Here is a 24,770-nt window from a genome sequence, read left to right on the forward strand (position 1 = left end):
CCCCATCCCGTCTGCATTGGCAAGGGCGAACCCCGACTGCCGCAGTCTGACTGCTCTTCGTTCGAGCACCCCATCGTGGACTGGGGCCAAGTCTAGTTACAACACCCGCAGTGTCAAACCTGCCTTGGAATCGAGGTCACCCCTCAATAATCCTTGCTCGCCTTCACGTTCAGCCCCGATTGCTGCGACCGCGATGAAATCGTGCCCAGCAGCGACAACCAGCGGGTGATGCGGAATTCGATCGAACTGGCGCTGTAGCCTTTGCCGTCTGTCACCAGTTCGACGAAGAACCTGCGCCCGAGGTACTTGCCCACCGCAATCGCCGTGCCCCGACCGGTGGCAGCGTCGGCGCCGATCACGCGCAGTCGGTCGAGCCCGATCGCGCTGCGCAGCTTGTTGATCGGATCGAGCCCGCTGCCGCCGCGCAGGCTGGCGACTGCCGCCGCGAGTTGAACTGCTTCGGGCGCCGAAATCTGGGTGATCGAACTGCCGAACAGCAGCCGGCTGAGCAGTTCTTCCTCGGGCAGCGCCGGGGTGGACGTAAAGCTGATCTCGGGCTTGCTCGCCGATCCCTGGATGGTGATCGTGGCGGAGACGCCGTTGGCATCGCCAGCCGCGGCAATGTCGAGCCGGGGATCGGGCGGTTGTTCGCCGGTGAAGCGGATCTTGCCGCGCGTGAGGTCGAAGGTCTTGCCCGAAAACTGGTAGCTGCCGCGCTGCACGTCGGCGGTGCCGAAGATCTGCGGGTTGCTGGTCGGCCCGCGCAGCTTGACGTCGGCCGACCAGTCGCTGTCGAGCCCCAAGCCGCGCACGTTGAACTGGCCCGGAGCAACCGCATCGATCAGGTACGTCCACGGTGCGGTGGGCGCGGGCGGCGGCGCAACATCGGCGGGCAAGTTGATCTCGCGCGTCTTGAGCACCGGGATCGCTGCCGCCGCTGCCGCGCGGCCGAGCGCCCAGGAACCCTTGTCGATCCGCAAGCGCCCGGCAATCGTGCCGCCGTTGCCGTTGCTGACCAGTCGCAGCGGGCCGGTGACGGTCGCCTTGATATCGTCGCGGTTGAGCACTTGGGCATTGGCCGCCGCGATCTTGAGATCGAGCGCGACCCCGCGCGACGCCACGTCGGACAAGTCGATCGTGCCGTTGCCGACGACCGTGCCACCGTTGGGCGTGGTGCCGGCAAAGCGTGGCAGCGTCAGCACCGAGCCATCGAAGGTGCCCACGGTCTTGATGCCGCGCAGATCGGTGCCGGTCAGCGCGCTTTGCAGGCGCAACGCGTTGCTGGCGAGCGCGCCGCGAATGGCGGGGTTGTCGAGGTTGCCCGAAATATCTGCGGTCACGCCCAGCGGCCCGGTCAGGTCGAAGGTATCGACCCCGGCCAGCCGCCACAGCGCTTCGGCCGCGCCGCTGTAACGCAATTGCGCGGCCAGGCTGCCCGCGCGCAGCCGCTCGACCAGCGTGCCCCCGCGCGGCAAATTGGCGATGCGGCCTTGCAGGCGGCCGCGAATGGCGCCGCCTTCCTTGAACACCGCGCGCGTTTGCAGCGCCTGCGAGTCGAGCGCGGCGATCACCGCCACGTCGATCGGGCTCGATGAAAGAATCAGCCCGGAGCGGGTCAGCCCATTGATCATCACCCGCGCGTTGCCGGTGGGTGCGCCCTGGCCATCGTTGCGGTAATCGACGATGCCCGAAACCGATCCGCCCAATCCCAGATCGCCCAACGCGATATCGGCCAGCGACAGCGGCATTTTCGCAAGCTGGAGGGAGATCTGGGTCGGCCCGCCGAGCAAGTGGCCCGAGGCGATCGCGATGCCGCCCGCGAAGTTGACTTGCGTTGGCGCAAGGCTCCAGCCCAAGCCGTTCGGGTCGCGGGTCAGTACCGCGCGGCGCGCCATCGCAATCGGCCGGCCGGCGTAATCGCCCGAGGCGAGCAGGACGACGCGGTCCGATGCGATCGAACCCGTGGTCTGGAGCGAAAAGCGCGCGCCGCGCCGGCCCGCCAACGAGGCGGTGAACGGCCCAGCGCCGTTGGTCAGCGCGGTGTGCGCGGCGAGCCGGCCGATGAACAGGCGCCCGCTCGACAGCCCTTCGGCGTAAAGCGTGGCGTCGATATTGCTGTGGCCTGTTGCAATCACGCCCTTGGCTTCGACCCGCGCCTTGCCGATGCGGATCGGGGTGGCGCCCGCGAACGTGGCGTTGCGGGCGTTGATCAACGCGTCGATGCCTTGCCCGCCACCGGCATTCGCCAGCGCGATCGTCCCATCGAGCCCGCCGCCGGTCAGCGCCAGCTTGCCCGTGGCCGCGCCGCCCGCGATCGTCAGCGCGCCGCTGACCGAGGTTTGCGAGACCTTGAGCATTTCGATCCGCACCTGCGTGGCGCCACGCGGTTGGATGAACAGGCCCAGCATACCCGCGAACGGCCCCAGCCGCGATCCGCCCGCGGTTTCGATGCGGAACCCGTCCTTGATCGGCGAGAGCGCGACGCGCACGTCCTTGAGACTGGCCGCGGGCAGCGGATCTGCGAAAACCAGTTCGGCTTGCGGGCCATTCTGGGCGAGCGTGGCGCGCACGGTGAACGGCCCATAATCGGCGCTGCGGCCATTGCCCGCGAGCGTGGTGCGGCCATCGACAGTGCGCGCGCCCGACAGCGCCAGCGACAGCTTGCGCGAGGTCAGCCGGGTGTCGCGGAACACGATCGGCGCGCCCAGGCCCAGCGTAGCGTTGCCGGCAAAGTGCACGCCGCCCCCGGTCAGGCTTTCGAGCGTGGCGTTGTCGATCCGGGTCATCGCGCCGCTGGCTTGCGCCTGGAGCCGCCACGGGCTGCGCTCGGCCATGCTGAACACGATCTTCGCATTGGCGTCGATCAGCCCGAGGTTGGTCAGCGCCAGCCCCTTGGCGTTGACTGGTCCGGCGAGCGCGTAAGTACCGCGCGCAAGGTCCGAACGCAGCGCCAGCCGCGCGGTCAGCCCCGGAAATGCAACGTCGAGCGCGTCGGAATCGAGCTTCGTGCCATTGAGCACCAGCATTCCGCCCGCCTGGCCGTTGATCAGCCGCGGATCGAACGCGGGGTTGCCCGTCAGGATGCGCTGCGCGGTCAGCGCCAGCGGCACCATGAGCCGCCCGTTCGCCAACCGCGCGATGCCGTGCTGCGCAAGGCCGTCGATTTCGACCTGGCCGCTCTTGAGTGATGCGACGGTGAGGCGGTGGTCGATCGCGAGCGCCGAAAACGGGCCGTCGAGCTTCGCACTCAGCCGTACCCCGGTCAGCGCCGGATCGGGCAGCACCAGTTGCGGCCGGTCGAGCACCGCGTCGATCAGCAGCCCGTTCGCGCGATCCTGCCCGAGATCGAGCGCACCGGTGGCGATCGCGTGCAGCGCCTGGCCCTGCGCGGAAAGCCGGCCGTCGATCACGTTGCCCACGAACGTCCCGCCGAACACCAGCGCGACCGTCTCGCCCAGCGCACGCGCGGGCAGGCCGGAGACCAGATCGCCCGGATGGACCAGCCCCGCGACCGAATAACGCCCCGACCGGTTGCCGAGTTGCAGCGCCGCCAGCGACTTGCCACCGCGTTGCGCGACGACGAAGCCGCGCCAATCGCGCCAGCCGCCCTTGCCTCCCACCCTGGCCATGACATCGGCGTGCGTGCCGGTCAGCGTGGCGAGCAGGCCGTCCCTGGGCGCGTTGTAATCGGCGGCGAGTTCGAACTTGTCGCGATCGGGCTCGCTGTCGAGGTGCGCGATCAGCCGATCTTTCCCGCCCAAACGCCCGTTGAGATCGACCAGCGCGCGGCCTTTTCGCACATCGGCGCGGCCGGTCAGGTCGATGCGGCGGCGTTCACCGATCACGCCCGGATCGACGATGAACGCGTCGAGCACCAGCTTGTCGATGCGGGTATCGAAATTGGGCAGCGTCGATCCGCCCGGCTTGCCCGGCTTGAGCGCGGGCGCGCGCAGCAAATGCCCGCGGTGCATCGTCAGCGCGCGGATATCGAGTCCGCTGCGCACCCAGCTCAGCGGCCGCCAGTCGAGTTCACTGACCGGCACGACCAGGAACGGGCCCTTGGGATCGCTCAGCGTCAAGTCGTGGATCGTGGCCGCGCCATAAACCGACCCGTCGATCCGCCCGACGCTGACCCGCAGCCCGCTGGCCGGCGCGAGCGCGGTGATCCGGTCAATCAGAAAACGATGCCCGATTGAACTGTCGATCGCGAACACCGCGATCACCGCGATCACCGCCGCCACGATCAGCGTCTTGAGCGCGGCCACCGCACCGCTGCGCGCGAACGAGCGGCGCACGATCACGCGCTGCGCTGGTTCGGGTGCGCCCGGATCGAGCGGCGGCAGCGCTGGATCTGCTATCGGAACGTCTGGCATCAGAACGCCTGGCCCAGCGCGACGTAAACGCCGACGCGGCTGTCCTTGGGTCCCTTGTTGAGCGGTGTGCCCACGTCGATGCGGATCGGGCCGAAGTTGGTCAGGTAACGAATGCCCAGGCCCACGCCCACCTTGATATCGCGGAAGGCCGGAGTGCTGCCCTGATCGACCGAGCCCGCATCGACAAACGGCACCACGCTGACCGCGCCGCCTGCAAACCCGGTCTTGACCCGGGCTTCAAGGCCGAATTCGGTCAACGAGCGGCCGCCGCTGGGCAGTCCGGCGGTGTCCTTCGGGCCGATCTGCTGGTAGCCGTAACCGCGCACCGATCCCCCGCCGCCGGCGTAGAACCGCCGCGACGGCGCAATGCTGGCAATGTCGGCGCCGGTGATCGAGCCGAACCGCGCGCGGCCTGCCAGCACCACGCCCGGCGCGACGGTGTGGTAGATGCTGGCGTCGAACTGCGACTTCACATAAGTCGATTGCTGGCCCAGCGTGCGTGAAGCTTCGGGCGAGACGCGCAAGTTCAGCCGGAACCCGCGCGTGGGATCGAGCAGGTTGTCGCTGCCGTCGTACCCGGCTTGCAAGGGCAGTGCGATCACGAAGTAGGTCTGCGGGATCGACTGCTGGCCGATGGTCGACCCATTGGTATCGCGCGTGGCCACCGCCTCGAAGCCGACCGAATAGGTGAACGGCTTCTGGAACAGAATCGTCGCCTGGCGCTGTAGCGTGGTGATGAAGCTGACCGTCTTGGCGGTATAGGCGGTGTACTTGACGTTCTGGACGAACAAGTCGGCGGTCAGCACCTGGTCGCGCGTGCGGAAGTTGTTGCGCCGAAAGGTGATCCCGGCAAGCTGTTCGCGCGTGCCCGCCACGCCGCGCACGCGCAGCATGCCTTCGGGCGGGAACAAGTTGCGATTCTCCCAACTCAGTTCGAGCCGCGCGCCCTGCCCGCTCGAATAGCCGAGCTGGCCGGCAACCGTGCGCAGCGGCGCGGGGATCATCGCGACGTCAACGTCGATCGTGCCCGGAACCGCCAGGCTCACGCCCGACCCGCCTTGCGGTTCGATGACCTTCCTTGGCGTGATCGTCACCGACGATACCAGCCCGGTGGCGAGCACTGCCTGGCGCAGATCGTCGAGCCCGGATTTCTTCGCCACTTGCCCCGCCTTGAACCGTGCGATTCGCCGCAAGTGGTCCGAACTGAGGAAATCCGGCGATTCGCTGATCACCTTGCCGAACGCGAACTTGCCCCCGTTGGTGACCGGAACCGCAAGGTCACCCAGCCGCGGATCGTGATCGATCGTCAACTCACCATCCCCGACGGTGCCGAAGACATAGCCGTGCTCGCCCAGCGCGGTGGTGAGTTGCATGTCGGCCGACAGGATGCGGTCGGTGTTGGCCGGATCACCGATCTTCATCGGATAAGCCGCGCGCAGCATCGGGTAATCGATGCCGGTTGCCTCGAGATCGCCGAGCGTGACGGTGCGCAAGTGGTAGAGCGGTCCCGGAACGATGTCGAAGCGCACGGCCGGGCGCTCGGCGGTCGGTTCGGGCGCAGCCGAAGCCGCCGTCGCGTCGGTTGCAGGGGGTGTGGGGGCGGAGCTGGCGGCCGTTTCGGCGCTGGCCATGCGCCGGGCAACGTCGCCCCGGTTTCCGCCTATCGTCTGGATCACTTCAGGATCGTAGTACCCGTAAAGCCGCATCAGGCTGACCAGCGCCTTGCGGTCGGCCTCCGCGCGGCGGCCGACTTGCGCGATGGTGTCGGACTTGCTGTCGAGCGATTTCAGGCTCGACAACGTACCGAACCGCAGCGCAAACGCCTCGCGATCAGGGAAGGTGGCGAGATCGACGGGGAACGCCAGTTCGACCGCGCGGCCCACGCTGATCGTGTCGTTGCGCGCGGTGCGAGGGGTGGTGGTGTCGCCAGGGCGCAAGGTCGCGCGCTCCTGAGTGGCCAATTCGCGGGCTGCTGCCGCGTTGGCGGCATTGGCGGCCGCCAGGTCCGTATCGGGCGCCAGCGGATCGATCGTGGGCATCGTCGCGGTGTCGGGCCAGGCCAGCACCAACCCACTGAGATCGGGCAAGGGCTGCGACGGGTCGGCAGCGGCAAGCGCGGCATCGGGGGTTGGCGGCGTAGCATTGCCAGGAATTGAAGTTGGCGAGATCGAAGTCGGCGCGTTTGCGGCCGGAACGGGCTGGTTGGCCCAGGCTTGCGGGTTGTCGATCGCCGAGTCCGGGATCAGGTCCTTGAGTTCCTGATCGGTCTGGCGGCTCTGCGCGAAAACGCGGGTTCCGCCAGACAGCACGGACCCGCACGCAAGCGCGACAAGCAGAACGCCAAGGCCCGCAGAATGCGGCATTGAACGCGCCCGTGAATGCGGCGGCGAAAGCGGCATTGCTGGCAGTTGCCTGGAAATGGTTTGTACGCGTGCCGTGCCCGGCTCAGCCGAGCGGGAGCGAATAGAGCCGGCCGGGCACGCCGTCCTTGCCGTCGCCTTCGCCCACGCCAAGCGCGGCGAAATCGGCTCGCGCGGTTGCCACGGCGCGCGTGATTGCGTTGGCCTGTTCATCGGGATCGAACCGCACCCAGCCTTCGCGCCCGAGCTTTTCGAGCGGACGAAAGCGCACCTTGTACTGCATCCGCGCCGAACCTTCGACCCAGTAACCAAGATAGACATAAGGCAATCCCGCGCACGCCGCGCGCCGGACATGGTCGAGGATGATGAACGTGCCCAGCCCCGAGCGCGTGGAGTGATGCGGATCGTAGAAGCTGTAGATCATCGACAGACCATCGCCCTGCTGATCGGTCAGGCACGCGCCCACCAGCCGGCCCGGTTCCCCGTCCACGCCTGGTTCGCGATATTCGATGACATAGCTGGTGACGGGCGTGTGCTCGACCATGTCGGCGAAGTCCATTTCGTCCATCGTCGCCATCCCCCCGCCGGGGTGCCGGCTGGCGAGATAGGTCTGGAGCAATTCGAACTGTTCGCCGGTGGACCACGGCTTGCACATCGTGACCTCGAGGTCCGCGTTGCGCTTCATCAGCCGCTTCTGCGTAGCCGAAGCCTCGAATTCCTTGCCCACGATCCGCACCGACACGCACGCCGCGCAATCGAGGCAGCTTGGCCTGTAGGCAACGGTCTGGCTGCGCCGGAATCCGATGCGGCCAAGCGCATCGTTCAGCTCGTCGGCATTGGGGCCTTTGAGTTCGGTGAACACCTTGCGCTCGGTCCGCCCCGGCAAATAGGGACACGGCGCCGGGCTGGTCACGAAAAAGCGGGGAAAGCGGACGGGCGCGGTCACGGGGCTTGGCGGTTCCTTGGTGCGGCCACGGCCAGCGGCACCCTATGCAACGATCATGCATCACCGGGCGGCATGGTGGAAGTCTCTTAACCATCAGTCTTCCGCAACCCGCGAGAAATATTTGCGCGGGCGTCCGTCGCGCGTCGTCGGCGTACCGGCGCGGGACGCCCGACAAGGCAAAGGTTGCGCGGCAACCGGCAACGCCGCCCGCCTCATTCCGAAAGCTCCATCGTGCGGTAACGCGCGGGCGCGAAATCGGTTGCATCCGGAATCGGCAGGAATTTTGTGCCGGCGCGTTCGCAGGTCAGGCCGCTATCCCAGCTCGACCTGGCTCACTTCATACCCCTTGCCACGCAGGCTTGCGACCAGCTTGTCGAGCTGCTCGCGATCGCGCGCTTCGCATTCGATGTCGGTGATCAGGCCCTTGGCGGGCAAGTGCGTGAAGATGCGCTGGTGGTAGATCTCGATGATGTTGACCTGGTGCGCATCGAATTCGCGCATCACCTTGAACAGCGCACCCGGCCGGTCCTGCAAGGTCAGCCGCAACCGCGCGAGGCGGCCCGAGCGCGCCAGATCGCGCAGCAGCACGTTGGCCAGCAGCCGCGTATCGATATTGCCCCCGGTCAGCACGATGCCGACCTTGCGGCCCTTGAACATCTCGGGGTTGCACATCACCGCCGCAAGGCCGGCCGCGCCTGCGCCTTCGACCACGGTCTTCTCGATTTGCAGCAGCAGCGCCAGCGCGGTTTCGAGCGCGTTTTCGCTGACCAGCACCAGCTCGTCGATCAGCCCCGCCAGCACCGCCGAGGTGAACTTGCCCGGTTCCTTGACCGCGATGCCTTCGGCCAGGGTGTCGCCGCCGCAGACGCCTTCGACATGGTTGAGCCGCGCCCACATCGACGGGTAAAGTTCCGCCTCGACACCGACCAGACCGATCGCCGGGTTGATGCCGCGCGACGCCACGGCCATGCCCGTCAGCAGCCCGCCGCCGCCGATCGGCACAACCAGCGTTTCCAGATCGGGCACATCGGCCAGCATCTCTAGCGCCACGGTGCCTTGCCCCGCCGCCACGTGCGGGTGATCGAACGGATGGACGAAGGTCAGCCCGAGCTGCTGCTCCATCGACCGCGCATAAGCAAAGGCATCGTCGAACGTCTCGCCTTCGAGCACGACCTTGCCGCCGACTTGCTCGGTCTGCATCACTTTCACCACCGGGGTGGTCTTGGGCATCACGATCGTGACCGGCACGCCCAGCCGGGTGCCGTGGTACGACAGGCCTTGCGCGTGATTGCCCGCGCTCGCCGCGATCACGCCGCGCGCGCGCTGTTCATCGGTCAACTGCACCAGCGCATTGAGCGCGCCGCGTTCCTTGTAACTTGCGGTAAATTGCAGGTTTTCGAACTTGAGCCAGATCTCGGCGCCGGTGATCTGGCTGAGCGTGCGGCTGTAAAGCGTCGGCGTGCGCACGACATGGCCCGCGATCCGCTCGGCCGCAGCGCGCACGTCGGCGAGCGTCAGCGAAGGGGTGGCAGGGTCGGCCTCTGGCGATTCGGGCACGGCAGTTGTCGCGATATCCATGATCGGCGCGCCCTAGAGCATTTTCAAAGCCAATGGAAATATTGGCTGACCCGGAAAATGCGACCAGCAATAGCGCGCTTTTTGGCCCTAAAGGAAACCGCGCTATTCGGCCGGTGCAGGTTGTTCAGCGTCTGGCGCAGCCGTGCGATCGAGTCGCAGCACGTGCACGATCGGCGAGACCACCACCGCCGCCGCCACGATCGCCAGCGTGTCCGCCGCCCAGTCGTGCCAGTCGCTGTCGCGGTGCAGATCGGGGATTTCCTGGACGAATTCGATCATCGCGCCCAGCCCCGACAGCAGCAGGATGATTCGCCAGCGCCGCGATTGCGGCCAGGCGATCAGCGCCACCGCGGTCAGCACCGCGAAGGCGGCCATGTGTTCGAACTTGTCGCCAAACTTGTCGATCGGCGTTGCCGGCGGCTGGGGCAGGAACGCCATCGTCAGCGTGAACAGCGTGAGCAGACAGAACAGCGGACGCATCACGCGTGGGCCGAACACGGCTTGGACAAAGTTCACCATCGGCTGAGGCGGATAGCGCAGCGCCGCGAGCTTGGAAACCATTCGATCGCTGCACTGCGGCGAAAGGTGGTTGCAACGTGACCGAAGAAGGGCTGGCGGCTGGGCACAAAGCGGTTAAACACCAAATCATGACTACCGATCCCGCCGCACCGGCCGCCGCCCCCTCGCTCAACGTCTCGTTCCTCGGCCTCGGGGTGATGGGCTCGCCGCTGGCGCGCCACATCGCCGCCGCCGGGCACAAGCTGACCGTGTTCAACCGCTCGCCCGCGCGGCTCGAAGCCTGGCAGAAAGCGCACCCCAACATCGAGGCGCGGCTCGCCAGCACCCCCGCCGATGCCGCCGACGGCGCCGACGCGGTGGTTACCTGCGTGGGCAACGACGATGATCTGGCCGATGTCGTGCTCGGGCCCACCGGCGTGTTCACCCGGTTGCGGCGCGGCGCGGTGTTCATCGATCACACCACCGTTTCGGCCAAGATCGCGCGGCAGATCGCAGTCGAGGGGCGCGACAAGGAAATCATGTGCGTCGATGCGCCTGTCACCGGCGGGCAATCGGGCGCCGAAGCGGGCACGTTGTCGATCATGTGCGGCGGCACCGCCAAGGCGATCGAAGCCGCGCGGCCGGTGCTGGAAGCCTATTCCAGCCGCATCACCCATGTCGGCAAGGCCGGCGCGGGGCAGCTTGCCAAGATGTGCAACCAGTTCTGCATCGCCGGCGCGCTGGCGGGGCTCTCCGAAGCGATCCGGCTGGCGCAAGCCGCGCACCTCGATCTCGACAAGGTCTATACCGCGATTTCGGGCGGCGCCGCGCAAAGCTGGCAGATGGACAACCGCTGGCACACGATGGCCAACGACGAATTCGACTTCGGCTTCGCGGTCGACTGGATGCGCAAGGACCTGGGGCTGGCGATCGACGAAGCGCGCGCGCTCGGCGCCAGTGTGCCGATCGGCGCGCTGGTCGATCAGTTCTACGCAGACGTGCAGGCGCTGGGGGCCGGGCGCGAGGATACCAGCGCGCTGATCCGGCGGCTGCCGCGCAAGGGCCCCAAGGCGTGAAGACTGCTTTTCGCGCCGTTTTGGCGGCGATGTTGCTCTCGGCCTCACCGGCGTTGGCCGATACGCTGGTCGACAACGTGGCTGGCGAAACCGTCACCGCCGACGGACGGGTCGAGAATTTTACCGCCTTCCGCTTCAGCGACGATGGCACGATCCTCGCGGTCTATCACAAGGGCGACAAGCTGCCGCGCGCGCAATACCGCGTCGATGGCAAGGGCCGCGTGCTGCTGCCCGGGCTGATCGACGCGCATCTGCACTTGCTGCAACTGGGCTTCGCCGCACTCACGCTTGATCTGTCCGAGACGAAGTCACTGGCCGAAGCGCAGGCCAGGATCCGCGATTACGCCGCCGCGCACCCCGATCGGCCGTGGATCATCGGGCGCGGGTGGAACCAGGAAATCTGGGGGCTCAAGGACTCGGCCGGAAACTCGCGCTTTCCCTCCGCCGCCGAACTCGATGCGGCGGTGGCCGATCGGCCGGTCTGGCTCGAGCGCGTCGATGGCCACGCGGGTTGGGGCAACAGCGCGGCGCTCAAGGCCGCCGGGGTCACCGCCGCCATCAAGGACCCCGCGGGCGGGCAGATCGTGCGCAGTGCGGGCGGCGCGCCAGCGGGCGTGCTGGTCGACAATGCATCGGCCCTCGTCGACAAGATCGTGCCGCTGCCGCGCGCAGAAGACCGCGATCTCGCGCTTGCCACCGCACAGGACCTGCTGTTCAAGCGCGGGGTCACCGCTGCCGCCGACATGGGCACCACCATCGAGGACTGGCAGGCACTGCGCCGTGCGGGCGATCTCAACCGGCTTTATTTGCGTGTAATGGTCTACGCCAGCGGCACCGAGGCGATGTCGCTGATCGGCGGATCGGGCCCGACGCCGTGGCTTTACGGCGACCGGCTGCACATGGGCGGGGTCAAGCTCTACATGGATGGCGCGCTCGGTTCGCGCGGGGCCTGGCTCAAGGCGCCATATGCCGACGCACCCGGCACCGGACTGCCGCGCCTCTCGGACACGCAATTGGGCAACCTGATGAGCCGCGCCGCGCTCGACCATTTCCAGGTCGCGGTCCATGCCATCGGCGATCGTGCCAACAGCGCGGTGCTCGATTCGGTCGAGCAGTTGAACCAGACGTACAAGGGCGATCGGCGCTGGCGGATCGAACACGCGCAGATCCTCGATCCGGCCGACATTGCACGGTTCGCCAAGCTCGGCGTGGTCGCTTCGATGCAGCCGGTCCACCAGACTTCGGACCGGCAGATGGCCGAAGCGCGGCTTGGTCCGGCGCGGTTGGCGGGGGCCTATGCGTGGCATTCGCTGCTGACATCGGGCGCGCACATGGCGTTCGGGTCCGACGCGCCGGTGGAATTGCCCGATCCGTTCGCGGGGCTGGCAGCGGCGATTTCGCGCGAGGGGCCGGACGGGCAGCCCGCAGGTGGCTGGCAACCGCAAGAGCGCGTGACCCGCGCCGAAGCGCTGGCCGGCTACACCAGCGGCGCGGCTTACGCCGGCTTTGCCGAGCAGAAGTTCGGCCGGATCGCCCCCGGGCTGCGCGCCGACTTCATCTTCGTCGATACCGATCCGATGACGGCATCCCCTGCGCAGGTTCGCGCCACACGGGTGCTCGAAGTTTGGATCGGCGGGGGGAAGGTCTATTCGACCGGGCAGCCGGTGAACAAACCGACCAGGGATCGCTAGGGCGCGGGCGGCGTTTCGCTCAGCAGCGTTGCGGGATTGGGCACCAGCTTGGCGTCTTCGGCGGCTTCACGCTCTTCGGCTTCCTTGTTCTCGATGAAGCGCATCACGACCAGCGTGCCCTCGAACAGCAGCACCAGCGGGAACGCCAGCATCAGCATGCTGCCCAGGTCCGGCGGCGCGGCCACCGCAGCCACCGCGAAACAGCCCACGATCACATAGCGCCGCGCCCGTACCAACTGCGCACGGCTGACGATCCCGGCGCGGTTGAGCAGCATCAGCAGCACAGGCAGCAGGAAACTGACCCCGAACGCGAGGATGAAGTGCATGACGAGATTGAGGTAATCGGCCGCGTTGGGCAGAGCTTCGACCTGCAAGCCGCCCTTCGCACCCTGGAATCCCAGAAACCAGCGGAACGCGATGGGCATCATCACGAAATAGGCAAGGCTCGCGCCCATGCTGAACAGGATCGGCGTGGCGATGAGGAACGGCAGGAACGCCTTCTTCTCGCGCGAATAGAGCCCGGGCGCGATGAAGGCCCAGAGCTGGTTGGCAATCACCGGGAAGCTGATCAGGAAAGCGGCGAACAGCGACACCTTCACATTGACGAAGAACGCGTCATAGAGCTTCGTGTAGATCAGCCGCGGCTGCCCTGCTTTGACCAGCGGGTGAACCAAGATCACGAAAATCCGGTCGGAAAAAGTCATGCAGATCGCGAACGTGATCACCAGCGCATAGACGCACTTCAGCAGTCGCTGGCGCAGTTCGATCAGGTGATCGAGCAGCGGCGCCTGGCTATCGTCGATGTCGCGGAATTTGATGGCCATGTCAGGTCGCAGCCTCGGCCTTGGCCACTGATGACGTCGGTGGGTGTTGTGGCGGAGCAGGTGACGAAGCTGGCGTGGCTACGGGCAAATGCGCGTGGAACTGCTCGGCTTCTTCAGCGCTCAGCAGGCCGAGACCCGGCACGCCTGCTTCAGCCGATGCCGCTGGATGTTCAGGCTGCGCCACGGGCGCCGCCGCTGGATCAGACGCTGGTTCAGACGCTGGCGTCGCTCCGCTTTGCGCCATGATCGCGGCGTTTTGTTCGCGCCACTTCTTTTCCATTTCCTCGAGTTCGGCTTCGCGGATCATCGCTTCCACGCCCGAACGGAAATGCGCCGACATACGCCTCATCTTGCCGATCCACTTGCCTGCGGTGCGCAGCGCGATCGGCAGGTCCTTGGGGCCGATGACGACGATCGCCACCAGCACCACCACCAGCAATTCGGAAGGCGCGATATCGAACATGGGCTGTCAGCGGCGCTGCGAAAGCCGGATCAGGAGACCGGGCCCTGCGACGGACTGTGCGGCGGCACGGCTTCGTTCACCGGCTGCGAGGTCGTTGCCTGAACGGGCGCGACAGGCGCCGGCGGGGCGATCTGGCTGGCGGGCGGCACCACGTGCGACGTATCGTCGTTCATGCCTTCCTTGAAGCTTTTGATGCCCTTGCCGAAATCACCCATGAATTCGGATACCTTGCCGCGGCCGAACAGCACCAGCACGACCAGCGCCAGCAGCAGCAGGTGAATCGGAGATAGTCCAAACATCGTATGTCTCCTTCAGGCGGCCAGCCCGATCGTCAACCTGGCCTGCCCGGTCATGCCTCCGAAACCCCTAGATAGGGCTTCGGGCCGCGTAGCGCCAGTTCCCCGGCACATCAATCATTCGGCGTCTTCAACGGCCTCGGTCGCGTGATCCTTCGCAGCGGTCAAGTCGCCATCGACCAGCGCCGCGAACGCATCGTCGACCGGATCGAGCAGCCCGGCAGCGCGCAAATCCTCGATCCCCGGCAAGTCGCGCCGCGATTCGAGCCCGAAGTGCGCGAGAAAGTCGGGCGTGGTTGCAAAGATTACCGGGCGCCCGGGCACTTCACGCCGCCCGGCCACGCGGACCCAGCCGGCTTCCATCAGCACGTCGAGCGTGCCCCGTGCAGTCTGCACCCCGCGAATCGCCTCGATCTCCGCGCGGCTGACCGGTTCGTGGTAAGCGATGATCGCCAGGCATTCGGTGGCCGCGCGCGACAGCTTGCGCTGGTCCTCGCGTTCGGGCCGGAGCAGGTGCGCCAGATCGCCTGCAGTCTGGAAATGCCAGCGGCCCCCGCGTTCGACCAGTTCGATCCCGCGCCCTTCGTAATGCGCCGCGATTTCGGCCAGCGCCTCGCGGACATCCGCGCCGCCAAGGTGTGCGCCGATGGCTTGCGGGGTCATCGGCTCGGTCGCCGCGAACAGCGCCGCTTCGACCGCACGGACCAGTTCGCCGGGCACTATCGCGCCGCGCGCAGCATCAACGGGGCGAACGGTTCGGCCTGGCGCATTTCGGCCTTGCCCTGCTTGGCCAGTTCGAGCGCAGCGACGAAGCTTGAGGCCAGCGCCGAGCGCCGCAATTGCGGATCGGCAAAACCCGCCTCGCTCCGCGCGGGCAGGAACGCGCGCAGATCGAGCCAGTCGAGCGCCACGCCCAACAGCGCCGAGACCCGCGCCAGCGCCGATTCGAGCGTCATCACCGGCCGTTCGCGCACCATGTGCACCACCGGCTGGCTGCGCGCCTTGACCTGGCCATAAGCCGCGACGAGGTCGAACCATTCGCAAGTCCAGCGGTGCCGCTTGTCCACGCGCAAGCCTTCGGGCGCGCCACGCGCGAACACGTCGCGGCCCAGCCGATCGCGCGCCATCAGCCGCGCACCCGATTCGCGCATCGCCGCCAGCCGTTGCAGCCGCAGTTGCAAGCGCAGCGCCAGTTCCTCGGGCGATGGTTCCACGAGCGGATCGTGCGGCAGCAGCAGCAGCGACTTGAGATAGGCCAGCCATGCCGCCATCACCAGGTAATCGGCCGCCAGCTCCAGCCGCATCATGCCCGCGCGATCGATATAGGCGAGGTACTGATCGACCAGATCGAGGATCGAGATCGTGCGCAGATCGACCTTCTGCCGCCGCGCGAGATCGAGCAGGAGATCGAGCGGGCCTTCCCAGCCATTGAGATCGAGATGCAGCGCGGCCTTGTCCGGCGTGGCATGGTCCGAAGGCGGGGACGCCAGCAGTTCCCAGTCAGGATCGGGCTCGGCCGCGATCACCGCCAGGTCCGCATCGTTCACGCTGCGGCACCGACCAGCGCGAGCAGGGCATCGCGCTTGGCGAAAAGATCGGCCTGGGGCCCCATATCCACCGGAATTGCGAAATCGCGCGTCGTTCCCAGCGCGCGGTCGAGCCGTGTGGCAGTGGCTTCGCGCATCGTCGGCAGGGCCTTGGCTATCCCCACCATATCGTCCATCCGCGCCCAGCAGTTGAGCGCGATGTCGCACCCCGCCATAACCGCGCGCGCGGCGCGTTCGGGCACGCTGCCGTCGAGCGCTTCCATGTCGAGATCGTCGGTCAGCAGCAGCCCGTCGAAGCCGATGCGTTTGCGGATTACCTCGTGGATCACGAAGGGCGATTGCGTGGCGGGGTTTTCGGCATCCCAGGCGGTGAAGCGGATGTGGCCGGTCATGGCGATCGCTGCCCCGGCCAGCGCCTTGAACGGCGCCAGATCGGTTTCGAGTTCGGCCTCGCTGGCGGTAACGGTGGGCAATTCCTTGTGGCTGTCCGCGCCCGCGCGGCCGTGGCCGGGCATGTGCTTGATCGTGCCCGCCACCCCCGCGCGCGCCAGGCCATCGAGCGCGGCGCGGCCCAATGCCGCCACGCGCAGCGGCTCGGAGCCGTAGGCACGATCGCCGATCACGTCGTGCGCGCCAGGCACCCGCACGTCGAGCAGCGGCAGGCAATCGACGCTGATCCCGGCTTCGGCACAATCGAGCCCGAGCGCGTGGGCGTTGGCACGCACCGCCTCGATCGCGCTGATCGGCGCCAGATCATAAAGCCGGTCGAACGCTTCGCCGGTCGGGTAAGCCGCCCACACCGGCGGCTTCATCCGCGCGACGCGGCCACCTTCCTGGTCGATGCAGATGAACGTGCGCGCGCGGCCGTGGATCGCGCGCAGTTCATCGGTGAGCGCGCGCACTTGCGATCGGGCTTGGATATTGCGGCCGAACAGGATGTACCCCGCCGGATCGGCGTCAGCGAAAAACGCGCGCTCGTCCGCGGTGAGGGTGAGGCCCGAAAGCCCGAAGATTGCCGGAACCATGCCCGCTCAACTGGCAAATCGGCGGGGCTGCGGCAAGCGGGCGGGCGTCATGTGATGTGGATAGGCCAGGTATCGACAACTGCAAAGGCGCGCAGGGGCATGAAACCCCGCGCGCCCCCGAGCGCCCCCCAGCGCTCATGCAACATTGAATACCGGACCTAGCACCACATTGGAGCATCGGCCCCGAAAATTACCACCGTTCTGGCTTATTCGGTCAAGGCTTGACCTGGCAATGCAATCCCGCGCCCTGCAACGTACCGCACAACGCATTGGCCGCGCCCGCATCGCTGGCGAGCGCCTGCAAGCGATAGACCGTGCCGATATCGGCCTTGCCCTCGACGATGCGGTGGCCGTGGCCTGAAAGCGCGGAATATTGCGAGGACAACTTGCTCCACGCGGTTTCGGCGGCGGCATGGCTGGAGAAAGCGCCGACTTGTACGCCGACCCCGCCCTGCGACCCAGAACCCGCAGCAGCGGATTTGACCGCAGATTTGGCTTCTGGCGGCTTGGCTTCGGCGGTGTTTGCAGCGGCGGTGTTTGCAGCGGCGGGCCCGGCTGCACCGGACTTCGCGTCCGCCGCGGCTTTGGCGTCGGCGGCCTTGGCGCCCGCGGTCATGGCGCCGGCGGTCATGGCGCCGGCGCTGCCATCGGGATGCTTGCCTTCGCTGACCTTGTAGCTCGAATCGCCGGTGCCTTCGAAGGTCTTGCCGCCAGGATTGGCGGGCTCGACCTTGTACGGCGCCTTGCTCGCTTCGATCAGGCTGCCATCGGCCTGCGCCGATGGTGTCTGGCTGTGGCTAACCCAGTAGATGCCACCGATCAGCGCACCGAGCGTCAGCAGGCCGAGCATGACAAAGCCGGCCATGCGGCCCGAATCCTGCGGTTCGTGATCGACATCGTCGGCCGAATCGAGCCAGGGCAGGCGTTCGTCCTCACCCAGTGCAAGCCGATCATGGTTTTCCGGATCATGCGCAGCGCTTCCGAACGCCGCTGCGTGATCTTCGGGAGCAGCTTGCGCCGCATCATCCCAGGGTTCGTGACCCTTTTCGTCGCCGCCGTGGCCGGTCTGATCGATCATCCTCAAAGCTCCTGCGCGGCTTCTACGCCCAGAAGGGCCAACCCGTTGCGTACTACCTGCCCAATTTGCGCGGCAAGGAAAAGCCGCGCGGAACTGGTTTTACCATCGCGTGTCAGGATGAACCGCTTTTCCGGCCGATCGTTGCCGATGTTCCAGTAACCATGGAACGCGCCCGCCAGTTCATAGAGATAGAATGCGATCCGGTGCGGTTCGCGCGCCTGCGCGGCGGCTTCGACCTGGCGCGGAAACTGCGCGGCCATGCGGATCAGCGCCACTTCCTCCTCGCCCAGCAGGTCCAGATCGGCGGCATCGGGGCCCAGCCCCTCGGCCGCGGCCTTGCGCATGGTCGAGCAGATCCGCGCGTGGCAGTACTGCACGTAGAACACGGGGTTGTCCTTCGACGCTTCGACCACCTTGTCGAAATCGAAGTCCATCTGCGCATCGGGCTTGCGGCTGAGCATGGTGAACCGCACCACGTCCTTGCCCACCATCTCGACCACGTCGGCCAGCGTGACGAAATTGCCCGAACGCTTCGACATCTTGAACGGCTGGCCGCCCTTCATGAGCTGGACCATCTGCACCAGCTTGACCTCGAACGATTTCGGGGTTGCACCCTCCGCCCCGGTCAGCGCCGCGACCGCAGCCTTGATCCGCTTGACCGTGCCGGCATGGTCCGCGCCCCAGATATCGACCAGTTCGTCGGCGGTCTCGGCTTTCTGGAAGTGGTAGGCGAGATCGGCGCCGAAATAGGTCCAGTTGCCGTCGGACTTCTTGATCGGGCGGTCCTGGTCATCGCCGAACCTGGTCGAGCGGAACAGCGGCAGCGCCACCGGCTCCCAATCGTCGAGCAGCTTGCCCTTGGGCGCTTCGAGCACGCCATCGTAGACCAGATCGTGCGCGCGCAGCCACTTTTCGGCGAGTTCGGGTTTGCCCGCCGCCTGCAATTCGGCCTCGGACGAGAACAGATCGTGGTGGATGCCGAGCAGCGCCAGGTCGGCGCGGATCATCACCAGCATCGCCGCAACCGCGCGGGTGCGGAACAGGACGAGCCACTCGGCTTCGGGCGCGGCGGCATACTTGTCACCGAATTCGGCCGCGAGTTGCTGGCCGACCGGAATGAGGTATTCGCCGGGGTACAGCCCCTCAGGGATCGCGCCCACTTCGAAGCCGAGCGCTTCACGATACCGCACGTGCGCCGAGCGGGCGAGCACATCGACCTGCGCACCGGCATCGTTGACGTAATACTCCCGGATCACCGTGTTGCCGGCAAATTCGAGCAGTGTCGCCAGCGCATCACCCACCACCGCGCCGCGGCAATGGCCCATGTGCATCGGCCCGGTCGGATTGGCCGAGACATATTCGATATTGACCGTCTTGCCACCGCCCATGCTCGAACGGCCGTAATCTGCCGCCGCTGTGCCGATCGTGCGCAGTTCTTCGATCCACAGCGCATCGTCGAGCTTGAGATTGATGAACCCCGGCCCCGCCACGCTGACGCCGGCAACGCCGGGTATCTTCGCGAGTTCGACCGACAATGCTTCAGCCAGCGCGCGCGGGTTCATCTTGGCGGGCTTGGCCAGCACCATCGCCGCGTTGGTGGCAAGATCGCCATGCGCAGGATCGCGTGGCGGTTCGACCGTCACATTGCCGGTGTCGAGGCCTTGCGGCAGGACGCCAGCGCGCGCCAGTTCGGCGGTGGCGGCGGTTACGTGATCGGCAAAGGCGGCGAACAGGGTCTTTGGTGCGGACATGATCGCGCGCCTAGCGGGTTTGGCCGCGTGGGGAAAGCTTGGGACTGGCGACGTTACCATATCCGTCACCCTGAACTTGGTTCAGGGTCCATTTCTCCCCAACCACCGACGGTTGAATCGGCAAAATGGATGCTGAAACGAGTTCAGCATGACTGGAGTTTAGGACTCATCGCGTGACGTTGTACGCCAGTTGCTTCTGGTCGAGCGCGAAGCCTACCAGCAGTTCGAAACTGGCCTTGGAAATGGCCGAGCGCACTTCGGGTTGCGCCAGCGGGTCGATCGCTGCGTCGGTGTCGCCGGCCTTGCGCTTGCGGTTGAGCTTGTCCTTGATGTCGCGCGACAAGGTGGCTTCGCTGCGATCGACATAGCTGCCGGCCTGCGCATGCGCGCTGGCGCGGGCCTGCCCATCTGCGAAATCGAGCGTAACCGTGCCGACGCGCTTGGCGACGATGTTGTTGCCCGCGCGGATCACAGTCGAGAAGTACGGCAACTGCACCCGCCGGGCGCCGCGCACATCGGTGCGGGTGGCGAGCACGTCGAAACTGGCGATGGTGTAGATTTTTGCGGCATCTCCCTGGTCGTCGCAAGTGCTGCGCAAGTTGGTCATCGTTGCGGTGACGTCGATCGCGCCGGCATCGGTGCGGTCGGGCGCCGAGAACAGCGTGACGTCGCCGGTGTAGTCGGGGATGCCTACCGCCGGGCAGGCGCTGCGCAGCGCGGTGACGCCCACGCCATCGTCGACCACCAGTTCACCCTTGTTCTTCGCACAAGCCGACAGCGCGAGCGCCAGCAGCGGAATGCCTGCGAAGGCGATTCGGGCGGTCGAAAACCTGGGGGCGGATTGAAGCATCGAACAAGTCCTCAGAACGCGGGTGGCCGGTCCGCGCTAGCGGAGGCCGCAATTTTATGCGCCCCCTCTACGCAACGTGTCGCCCTTCGGCAATGGTTCCCCGGACGGCAGGCAGATGCTAAGGGCCGCGCCATGAACGCCAGCTTTCCAGCATCGCGCTCCGCCAGCGATGGCGCAGCTTTGCCCCCGATCGACCTCCTCATTGCCGCCCCGCGCGGCTTTTGCGCGGGCGTCGATCGCGCGATCGAGATCGTCGAACGCACACTCCAGCGCTACGGCGCGCCGGTCTTTGTGCGGCACGAGATCGTCCACAACCGCTTCGTCGTCGATCAGCTCAAGGACAAGGGCGCGGTGTTCGTCGATGAACTCGATGCCGTGCCCGATGGCCGCCCGGTGGTGTTTTCGGCGCATGGCGTGCCCAAGCAAGTGCCCACATCGGCCACCGCGCGCGGGCTCGACTGGCTCGACGCGACCTGCCCGCTGGTGAGCAAGGTGCACCGCCAGGCCGAACGCCAGGTCGAAGCCGGGCGGCACATCCTGTTCATCGGACACGCCGGCCATCCCGAAGTGATCGGCACGATGGGCCAAGTGCCCGAAGGCGCGATGACGCTGGTTGAAACCGTTGCGGACGTGGCCACCGTGGCCGTGCCCGAAGGCGCGCCGCTCGCGTTCCTGACGCAGACCACGTTGTCGGTCGACGATACGGCCGAGATCGTCGCCGCGATTCGCGCGCGCTTTCCGCACGTGGTCGGCCCGCGCGCCGAAGACATCTGCTATGCGACATCGAACCGCCAGGCCGCGGTCAAGGCAATCGCATCGCGCTGCCAGTTGCTACTCGTGATCGGCTCGCCCGAAAGCTCGAACGCGCTTCGGCTGGTCGAAGTCGCGGAGCGCGGCGGCACTCCGGCGAGGCTGATCCAGCGCGCGGCCGAAATCGACCCGGCGTGGATCGAGGGCGTCACCACGCTCGGCCTCACCGCCGGAGCGTCGGCGCCAGAGGCGCTGGTGCGCGAAGTGGTCGAACGCATCGCCGAGTGGCGGACGATCACCGAGGAGACCGTCACCACCGCCGAGGAAACGATGGTGTTCAAACTGCCGCGCCAGCTCGTCGCCTGAGGTTTCGATGGCTGTCTATACGCAGATCGGCGCCGAGGAGATGGCCGCGCTGATCGCCGAGTTCGATGTCGGCACACTCACGTCCGCCAAGGGCATTGCCGAGGGTGTTTCCAACAGCAACTGGCTGATCGACACCACCGGGAATGCGGGCCCAAATGGCAAGAGCGGGCCGCAGCGTTTCATCCTGACGATGTACGAATTCCGCATCGAGATCGAGGATCTGCCGTTCTTCCTCTCGCTGCTCGATCATCTTGCCGACAAGCACTGCCCGGTGCCGCGCACGATCCATGACGCGCAGGGCAACCTCTACCGGCTGCGCTCCGATCCGGTGCGTGGGGTGCGCGCGCTGGCGCTGATCGAATACCTGCCCGGCATTTCGGTGAGCGAGCCGACGCCGGCACAGACCCATGCAGTCGGCGCCGCGCTGGCTGGGCTCCACCTTGCCGCCGCCGATTTCCCCGCAGCCCGCGCCAACGCCATGGGCATTGCCGAATGGCAGCGGCTGGCCGAGGCCTGCGGCGACGACGGCCTCCGCGCGATCGACCCGGACCTTGCGCAACTGGTCGCGCACGAATTGCCGCTGCTGGCCAAGGCCTGGCCCACCGACTTGCCCCGTTCGGTCATCCATGCCGATTTGTTCCCCGACAACGTGCTGATGCTGGGCGACACCGTCACCGGTCTGATCGACTTCTATTTCGCCTGCACCGACCTGACCGCTTACGACCTTGCGGTGACGCACGCGGCATGGTGCTTCGACAACGACGGCCATCACTTCCGCCCAGAATTGTCCGCTGCGCTGATCGCTGGCTACGAATCGGTGCGCCCGCTCTTGCCGGCCGAGCGCGCCGCACTTCCCATCCTCGCGCGCGGCGCGGCGATGCGTTTCACCATGAGCCGCGCTTACGACTGGCTCAACACGCCCGCCGATGCGCTCGTCACGCGCAAGGACCCGATGGCTTGCGCGCGCCGGATAGCCTTTTACGCCGACCCATCGAATACAGGACTGTTCGCATGAAGCCGATCGAGATGTTCACCGACGGCGCGTGCAAGGGCAACCCTGGCCCCGGCGGCTGGGGCGCGATCCTGCGCATCGAAGTCGACGGCAAGGTCACTGAAAAGGAACTCTCGGGCAGCGAGCCGCAGACCACCAACAACCGCATGGAACTGATGGCGGTGATGAAGGGCCTGGCCGCGCTCAAATCGCCGTGCCGCGTCAAGCTCCACACCGACAGCCGCTACGTGATCGACGGCATCACCAAATGGGTATTCGGCTGGCAGAAGAACGGCTGGCGCACCGCCGACAAGAAGCCCGTGAAGAACGAGGACTTGTGGCGCGAACTGGTCACGATCACCAAGCCGCACCGGATCGACTGGATCTGGGTCAAGGGCCACGCCGGCCATACCGAGAACGAACGCGTCGACAAGCTGGCAAGCGACGCGGCGATGGCGGTGGGGCGCTAGCGAACCCCCATCACATCATCAACGGCGTGGGCTGGCGCGCCAGTTCGCCCTCCACCGTCGCGGCCAGGTCCAGCAGCAGGCCGCGTTCGGCTTCGGACAGATCGCGCGGCCGCACATCGAGGATGCACAGCGTGCCCACCAGGTGCCCGTCGGCCGTGCGGATCGGCGCGCCGGCGTAGAACCGCACGCGCGGGCCGTCGGCTACCATCGGGTTGTCGCGGAAGCGTTCGTCGGCCAGCGCGTCGGGCACCACCAGCATCGACTTGGCCGCGATGGCGTGCGCGCAGAACGAGGTTTCGCGCGGGGTTTCACAGATCTCCACCCCGAAGCACGATTTGAACCACTGCCGATCGGCGTCCACCAGACTGACCAGCGCCACCGGCACGTTGAACAGCGCTGCGGCCAGCCGGGTCGTGCGATCGAACCGGTCTTCGGGCGGGGTGTCGAGCACCCCCAACGCTTTCAGCGCCGCGAGCCGCGCGGTTTCGTCATCGGGGATCGGCGCCCGGATCCAATGGCATTCCGACCGCATCAGCCAGGTGCGGATGCGGGTGCGCGCATATTCGACCGACCATGGCTCGTCGAGCCGGTCGACCGCGTCGTTGCCGGTCGGCCCGGTCCCGCCCAGCAGCACCAGCGGGAGGAACGTGTCGGGCTTGATCGACACCACCGTGCGCAGGCCTTCCCCGGTCTCGATGCCGTCCTCGACCAGGATCAACCCCGGCTGAAGCTTCTTGACGAGCGCCAGCGCTTCGCTTTCGCTGCGGACCCGGGTGAGTTCCACCGGCTCGTCGCTGACGGCCCGCGCGATACGGTCGACCAGGTCATCGCTGGCCGCGACCAGCAGCAAGTTGGCGCGTTCGGCCGACGGACCGCTGCGGATCGCCGCCATGGCATTCGTTGTATCCACCGGCAGCGGACCCGCGCTTGCGCTGCCGATCTCGAGGATCAGGCCTTCCGCCGCAGCAATGATTTCCGGCCCGCCATCGGGCGCCGCGTTGCGCAACCGCTCGAGCGCCCGGTCGATATCATCATCGGTGCGCATCGGATCGTGGTGCGTCAGCGCGATCCGGCGCGCGCCCGCGGTGCGCGCGATCAGCACCGCATAATCGAGCGTGCTGTGCCCCCAGCCGCGCTTGGCCGCGTATTCCTGCGGCAGGTACTGGGCATCGTGGATGATCAGGTCGGCGCCCGTCATGAACTGGGCGTGCGCAAGGTCTTCGCCTTCCAGCACAGCCTCACCGTGCGCCACGTCGGCGGCGTGCGGTTCGTGATCGCAGGCGTAGATCACGCTCGCGCCGTCGCATTCGATGCGGAACGCCAAGGCCAGCGCGGGATGGTTCAGGTAGCGCGTCTGGATCACGATATCGTCGATGACGAAGCGCCCTTCGCCCAGGTTGTTGTAGCGCACGGTCGCGCCGAAGGCCTCGGGCGTTACCGGGAAATAGGTATATTCCATCTGGCCTGCCAGCGTGTCCTTGAGCGACTCGCTGAAGCCTTGCGGCGCATAAAGATCCCACTCGTGGCCGGGCACGAAGAACGGCGTGAAGAACGGAATGCCCTGGATGTGATCCCAATGGGTGTGGCTGATCAGCATGTGCCCGCGCGAAGGCTTGCCTTCGCGCATGATCGCCTGCCCCAGTTCATGCCCGCCAGTGCCGCAGTCGATGACGAGTCGCGTGCCCTTGGCGGTCACGAACTCGACGCAAGAAGTGTTGCCGCCGTAGCGGACCGTGGTCGGTCCCGGCTTCGCAATCGAGCCGCGCGTTCCCCAGAAGCGCACCTGCATCGCCGATTCCTCCTCGCCAAGACTGGAGCATATCGGCTCCTTTGCTTC

Annotated in this window: 20 protein-coding genes; 5 read left to right on the forward strand and 15 right to left on the reverse strand. The window is 66.8% G+C overall.

The window, feature by feature from the left end; translation table 11 throughout:
- Positions 1–143: 143 nt before the first annotated feature.
- From Q0R16_RS16315 to Q0R16_RS16335, 5 genes are all read right to left on the reverse strand, one after another.
- On the reverse strand, positions 144–4,373 hold the full coding sequence (locus Q0R16_RS16315; RefSeq protein ID WP_295638502.1) for a translocation/assembly module TamB: 4,230 nt from the start codon (positions 4,371–4,373) through the stop codon (positions 144–146).
- Positions 4,373–6,736: a BamA/TamA family outer membrane protein gene (locus Q0R16_RS16320; RefSeq protein ID WP_295638505.1), complete on the reverse strand. Its 2,364-nt coding sequence runs from the start codon at positions 6,734–6,736 to the stop codon at positions 4,373–4,375. The genes Q0R16_RS16315 and Q0R16_RS16320 overlap by 1 nt, the downstream gene beginning before the upstream one ends.
- An 82-nt stretch (positions 6,737–6,818) precedes the next feature.
- On the reverse strand, positions 6,819–7,679 hold the full coding sequence (locus Q0R16_RS16325; RefSeq protein ID WP_295638508.1) for an arginyltransferase: 861 nt from the start codon (positions 7,677–7,679) through the stop codon (positions 6,819–6,821).
- A gap of 312 nt (positions 7,680–7,991) precedes the next feature.
- Positions 7,992–9,257, reverse strand: coding sequence for a threonine ammonia-lyase (locus tag Q0R16_RS16330; protein ID WP_295638511.1), 1,266 nt, complete (start codon positions 9,255–9,257; stop codon positions 7,992–7,994).
- Between the two features lie 102 nt (positions 9,258–9,359).
- Positions 9,360–9,818 (reverse strand): hypothetical protein, encoded by a 459-nt coding sequence (locus tag Q0R16_RS16335; protein WP_295638513.1) that lies wholly within the window; start codon positions 9,816–9,818, stop codon positions 9,360–9,362.
- 86 nt (positions 9,819–9,904) lie between these two features.
- On the opposite strand from Q0R16_RS16335, the gene Q0R16_RS16340 reads away from it, so the two are divergent.
- Both Q0R16_RS16340 and Q0R16_RS16345 read left to right on the forward strand, forming a co-directional pair.
- Positions 9,905–10,831, forward strand: a complete 927-nt coding sequence (locus tag Q0R16_RS16340) for an NAD(P)-dependent oxidoreductase (RefSeq protein ID WP_295638516.1) — start codon at positions 9,905–9,907, stop codon at positions 10,829–10,831.
- 29 nt (positions 10,832–10,860) lie between these two features.
- Complete coding sequence (locus Q0R16_RS16345) at positions 10,861–12,522, forward strand: amidohydrolase (protein WP_295638574.1); 1,662 nt, start codon at positions 10,861–10,863, stop codon at positions 12,520–12,522.
- Here Q0R16_RS16345 and tatC read toward each other — a convergent pair.
- The 9 genes from tatC to Q0R16_RS16390 form a co-directional block, all read right to left on the reverse strand.
- Positions 12,519–13,346, reverse strand: coding sequence for a twin-arginine translocase subunit TatC (tatC, locus tag Q0R16_RS16350; protein ID WP_295638519.1), 828 nt, complete (start codon positions 13,344–13,346; stop codon positions 12,519–12,521). The genes Q0R16_RS16345 and tatC overlap by 4 nt on opposite strands.
- Before the next feature lies 1 nt (position 13,347).
- Positions 13,348–13,809 carry a Sec-independent protein translocase protein TatB gene (gene tatB, locus Q0R16_RS16355; RefSeq protein WP_295638522.1) on the reverse strand — a complete coding sequence of 154 codons (462 nt, stop codon included), beginning with the start codon at positions 13,807–13,809 and terminating at the stop codon, positions 13,348–13,350.
- A gap of 29 nt (positions 13,810–13,838) precedes the next feature.
- On the reverse strand, positions 13,839–14,108 hold the full coding sequence (gene tatA / locus Q0R16_RS16360) for a twin-arginine translocase TatA/TatE family subunit (protein ID WP_295638525.1): 270 nt from the start codon (positions 14,106–14,108) through the stop codon (positions 13,839–13,841).
- 114 nt (positions 14,109–14,222) lie between these two features.
- Positions 14,223–14,828 (reverse strand): SMC-Scp complex subunit ScpB, encoded by a 606-nt coding sequence (scpB, locus tag Q0R16_RS16365; RefSeq protein ID WP_295638577.1) that lies wholly within the window; start codon positions 14,826–14,828, stop codon positions 14,223–14,225.
- Positions 14,825–15,598, reverse strand: coding sequence for a ScpA family protein (locus Q0R16_RS16370; RefSeq protein WP_295638581.1), 774 nt, complete (start codon positions 15,596–15,598; stop codon positions 14,825–14,827). The genes scpB and Q0R16_RS16370 overlap by 4 nt, the downstream gene beginning before the upstream one ends.
- A 50-nt stretch (positions 15,599–15,648) precedes the next feature.
- A complete protein-coding gene (gene nagZ, locus Q0R16_RS16375) occupies positions 15,649–16,677 on the reverse strand; it encodes a beta-N-acetylhexosaminidase (protein ID WP_295638527.1) in 1,029 nt (342 codons plus the stop codon).
- A 214-nt stretch (positions 16,678–16,891) separates the two neighbouring features.
- Entirely contained in the window at positions 16,892–17,755 is an 864-nt protein-coding gene (locus Q0R16_RS16380; protein WP_295638529.1) for an SPOR domain-containing protein, read from the reverse strand.
- Between the two features lie 2 nt (positions 17,756–17,757).
- Positions 17,758–19,506: an arginine--tRNA ligase gene (gene argS / locus Q0R16_RS16385; RefSeq protein WP_295638532.1), complete on the reverse strand. Its 1,749-nt coding sequence runs from the start codon at positions 19,504–19,506 to the stop codon at positions 17,758–17,760.
- Positions 19,507–19,672: 166 nt separating this feature from the next.
- On the reverse strand, positions 19,673–20,356 hold the full coding sequence (locus Q0R16_RS16390; RefSeq protein WP_295638535.1) for a hypothetical protein: 684 nt from the start codon (positions 20,354–20,356) through the stop codon (positions 19,673–19,675).
- Positions 20,357–20,488: 132 nt separating this feature from the next.
- Here Q0R16_RS16390 and ispH point away from each other — a divergent pair, with 132 nt between their 5' ends.
- Genes ispH through rnhA form a run of 3 tightly spaced genes read left to right on the forward strand, consistent with a single transcriptional unit; the run spans position 20,489 to position 22,933 of the window.
- Positions 20,489–21,472, forward strand: coding sequence for a 4-hydroxy-3-methylbut-2-enyl diphosphate reductase (gene ispH, locus Q0R16_RS16395; RefSeq protein WP_295638538.1), 984 nt, complete (start codon positions 20,489–20,491; stop codon positions 21,470–21,472).
- Positions 21,473–21,479: 7 nt separating this feature from the next.
- Positions 21,480–22,487 carry a homoserine kinase gene (gene thrB / locus Q0R16_RS16400; RefSeq protein ID WP_295638541.1) on the forward strand — a complete coding sequence of 336 codons (1,008 nt, stop codon included), beginning with the start codon at positions 21,480–21,482 and terminating at the stop codon, positions 22,485–22,487.
- Positions 22,484–22,933 carry a ribonuclease HI gene (gene rnhA, locus Q0R16_RS16405; protein WP_295638544.1) on the forward strand — a complete coding sequence of 150 codons (450 nt, stop codon included), beginning with the start codon at positions 22,484–22,486 and terminating at the stop codon, positions 22,931–22,933. Before thrB ends, rnhA begins: the two co-directional genes overlap by 4 nt.
- A 10-nt stretch (positions 22,934–22,943) precedes the next feature.
- On the opposite strand, the gene Q0R16_RS16410 is transcribed toward rnhA, so the two are convergent.
- The gene (locus Q0R16_RS16410; protein ID WP_295638547.1) at positions 22,944–24,722 is read right to left on the reverse strand and encodes a GAF domain-containing protein; all 1,779 of its coding nucleotides are present in this window, start codon (positions 24,720–24,722) and stop codon (positions 22,944–22,946) included.
- Positions 24,723–24,770: the final 48 nt, after the last annotated feature.

The organism is Novosphingobium sp. (assembly GCF_025351285.1).
Lineage (GTDB): Bacteria > Pseudomonadota > Alphaproteobacteria > Sphingomonadales > Sphingomonadaceae > Novosphingobium.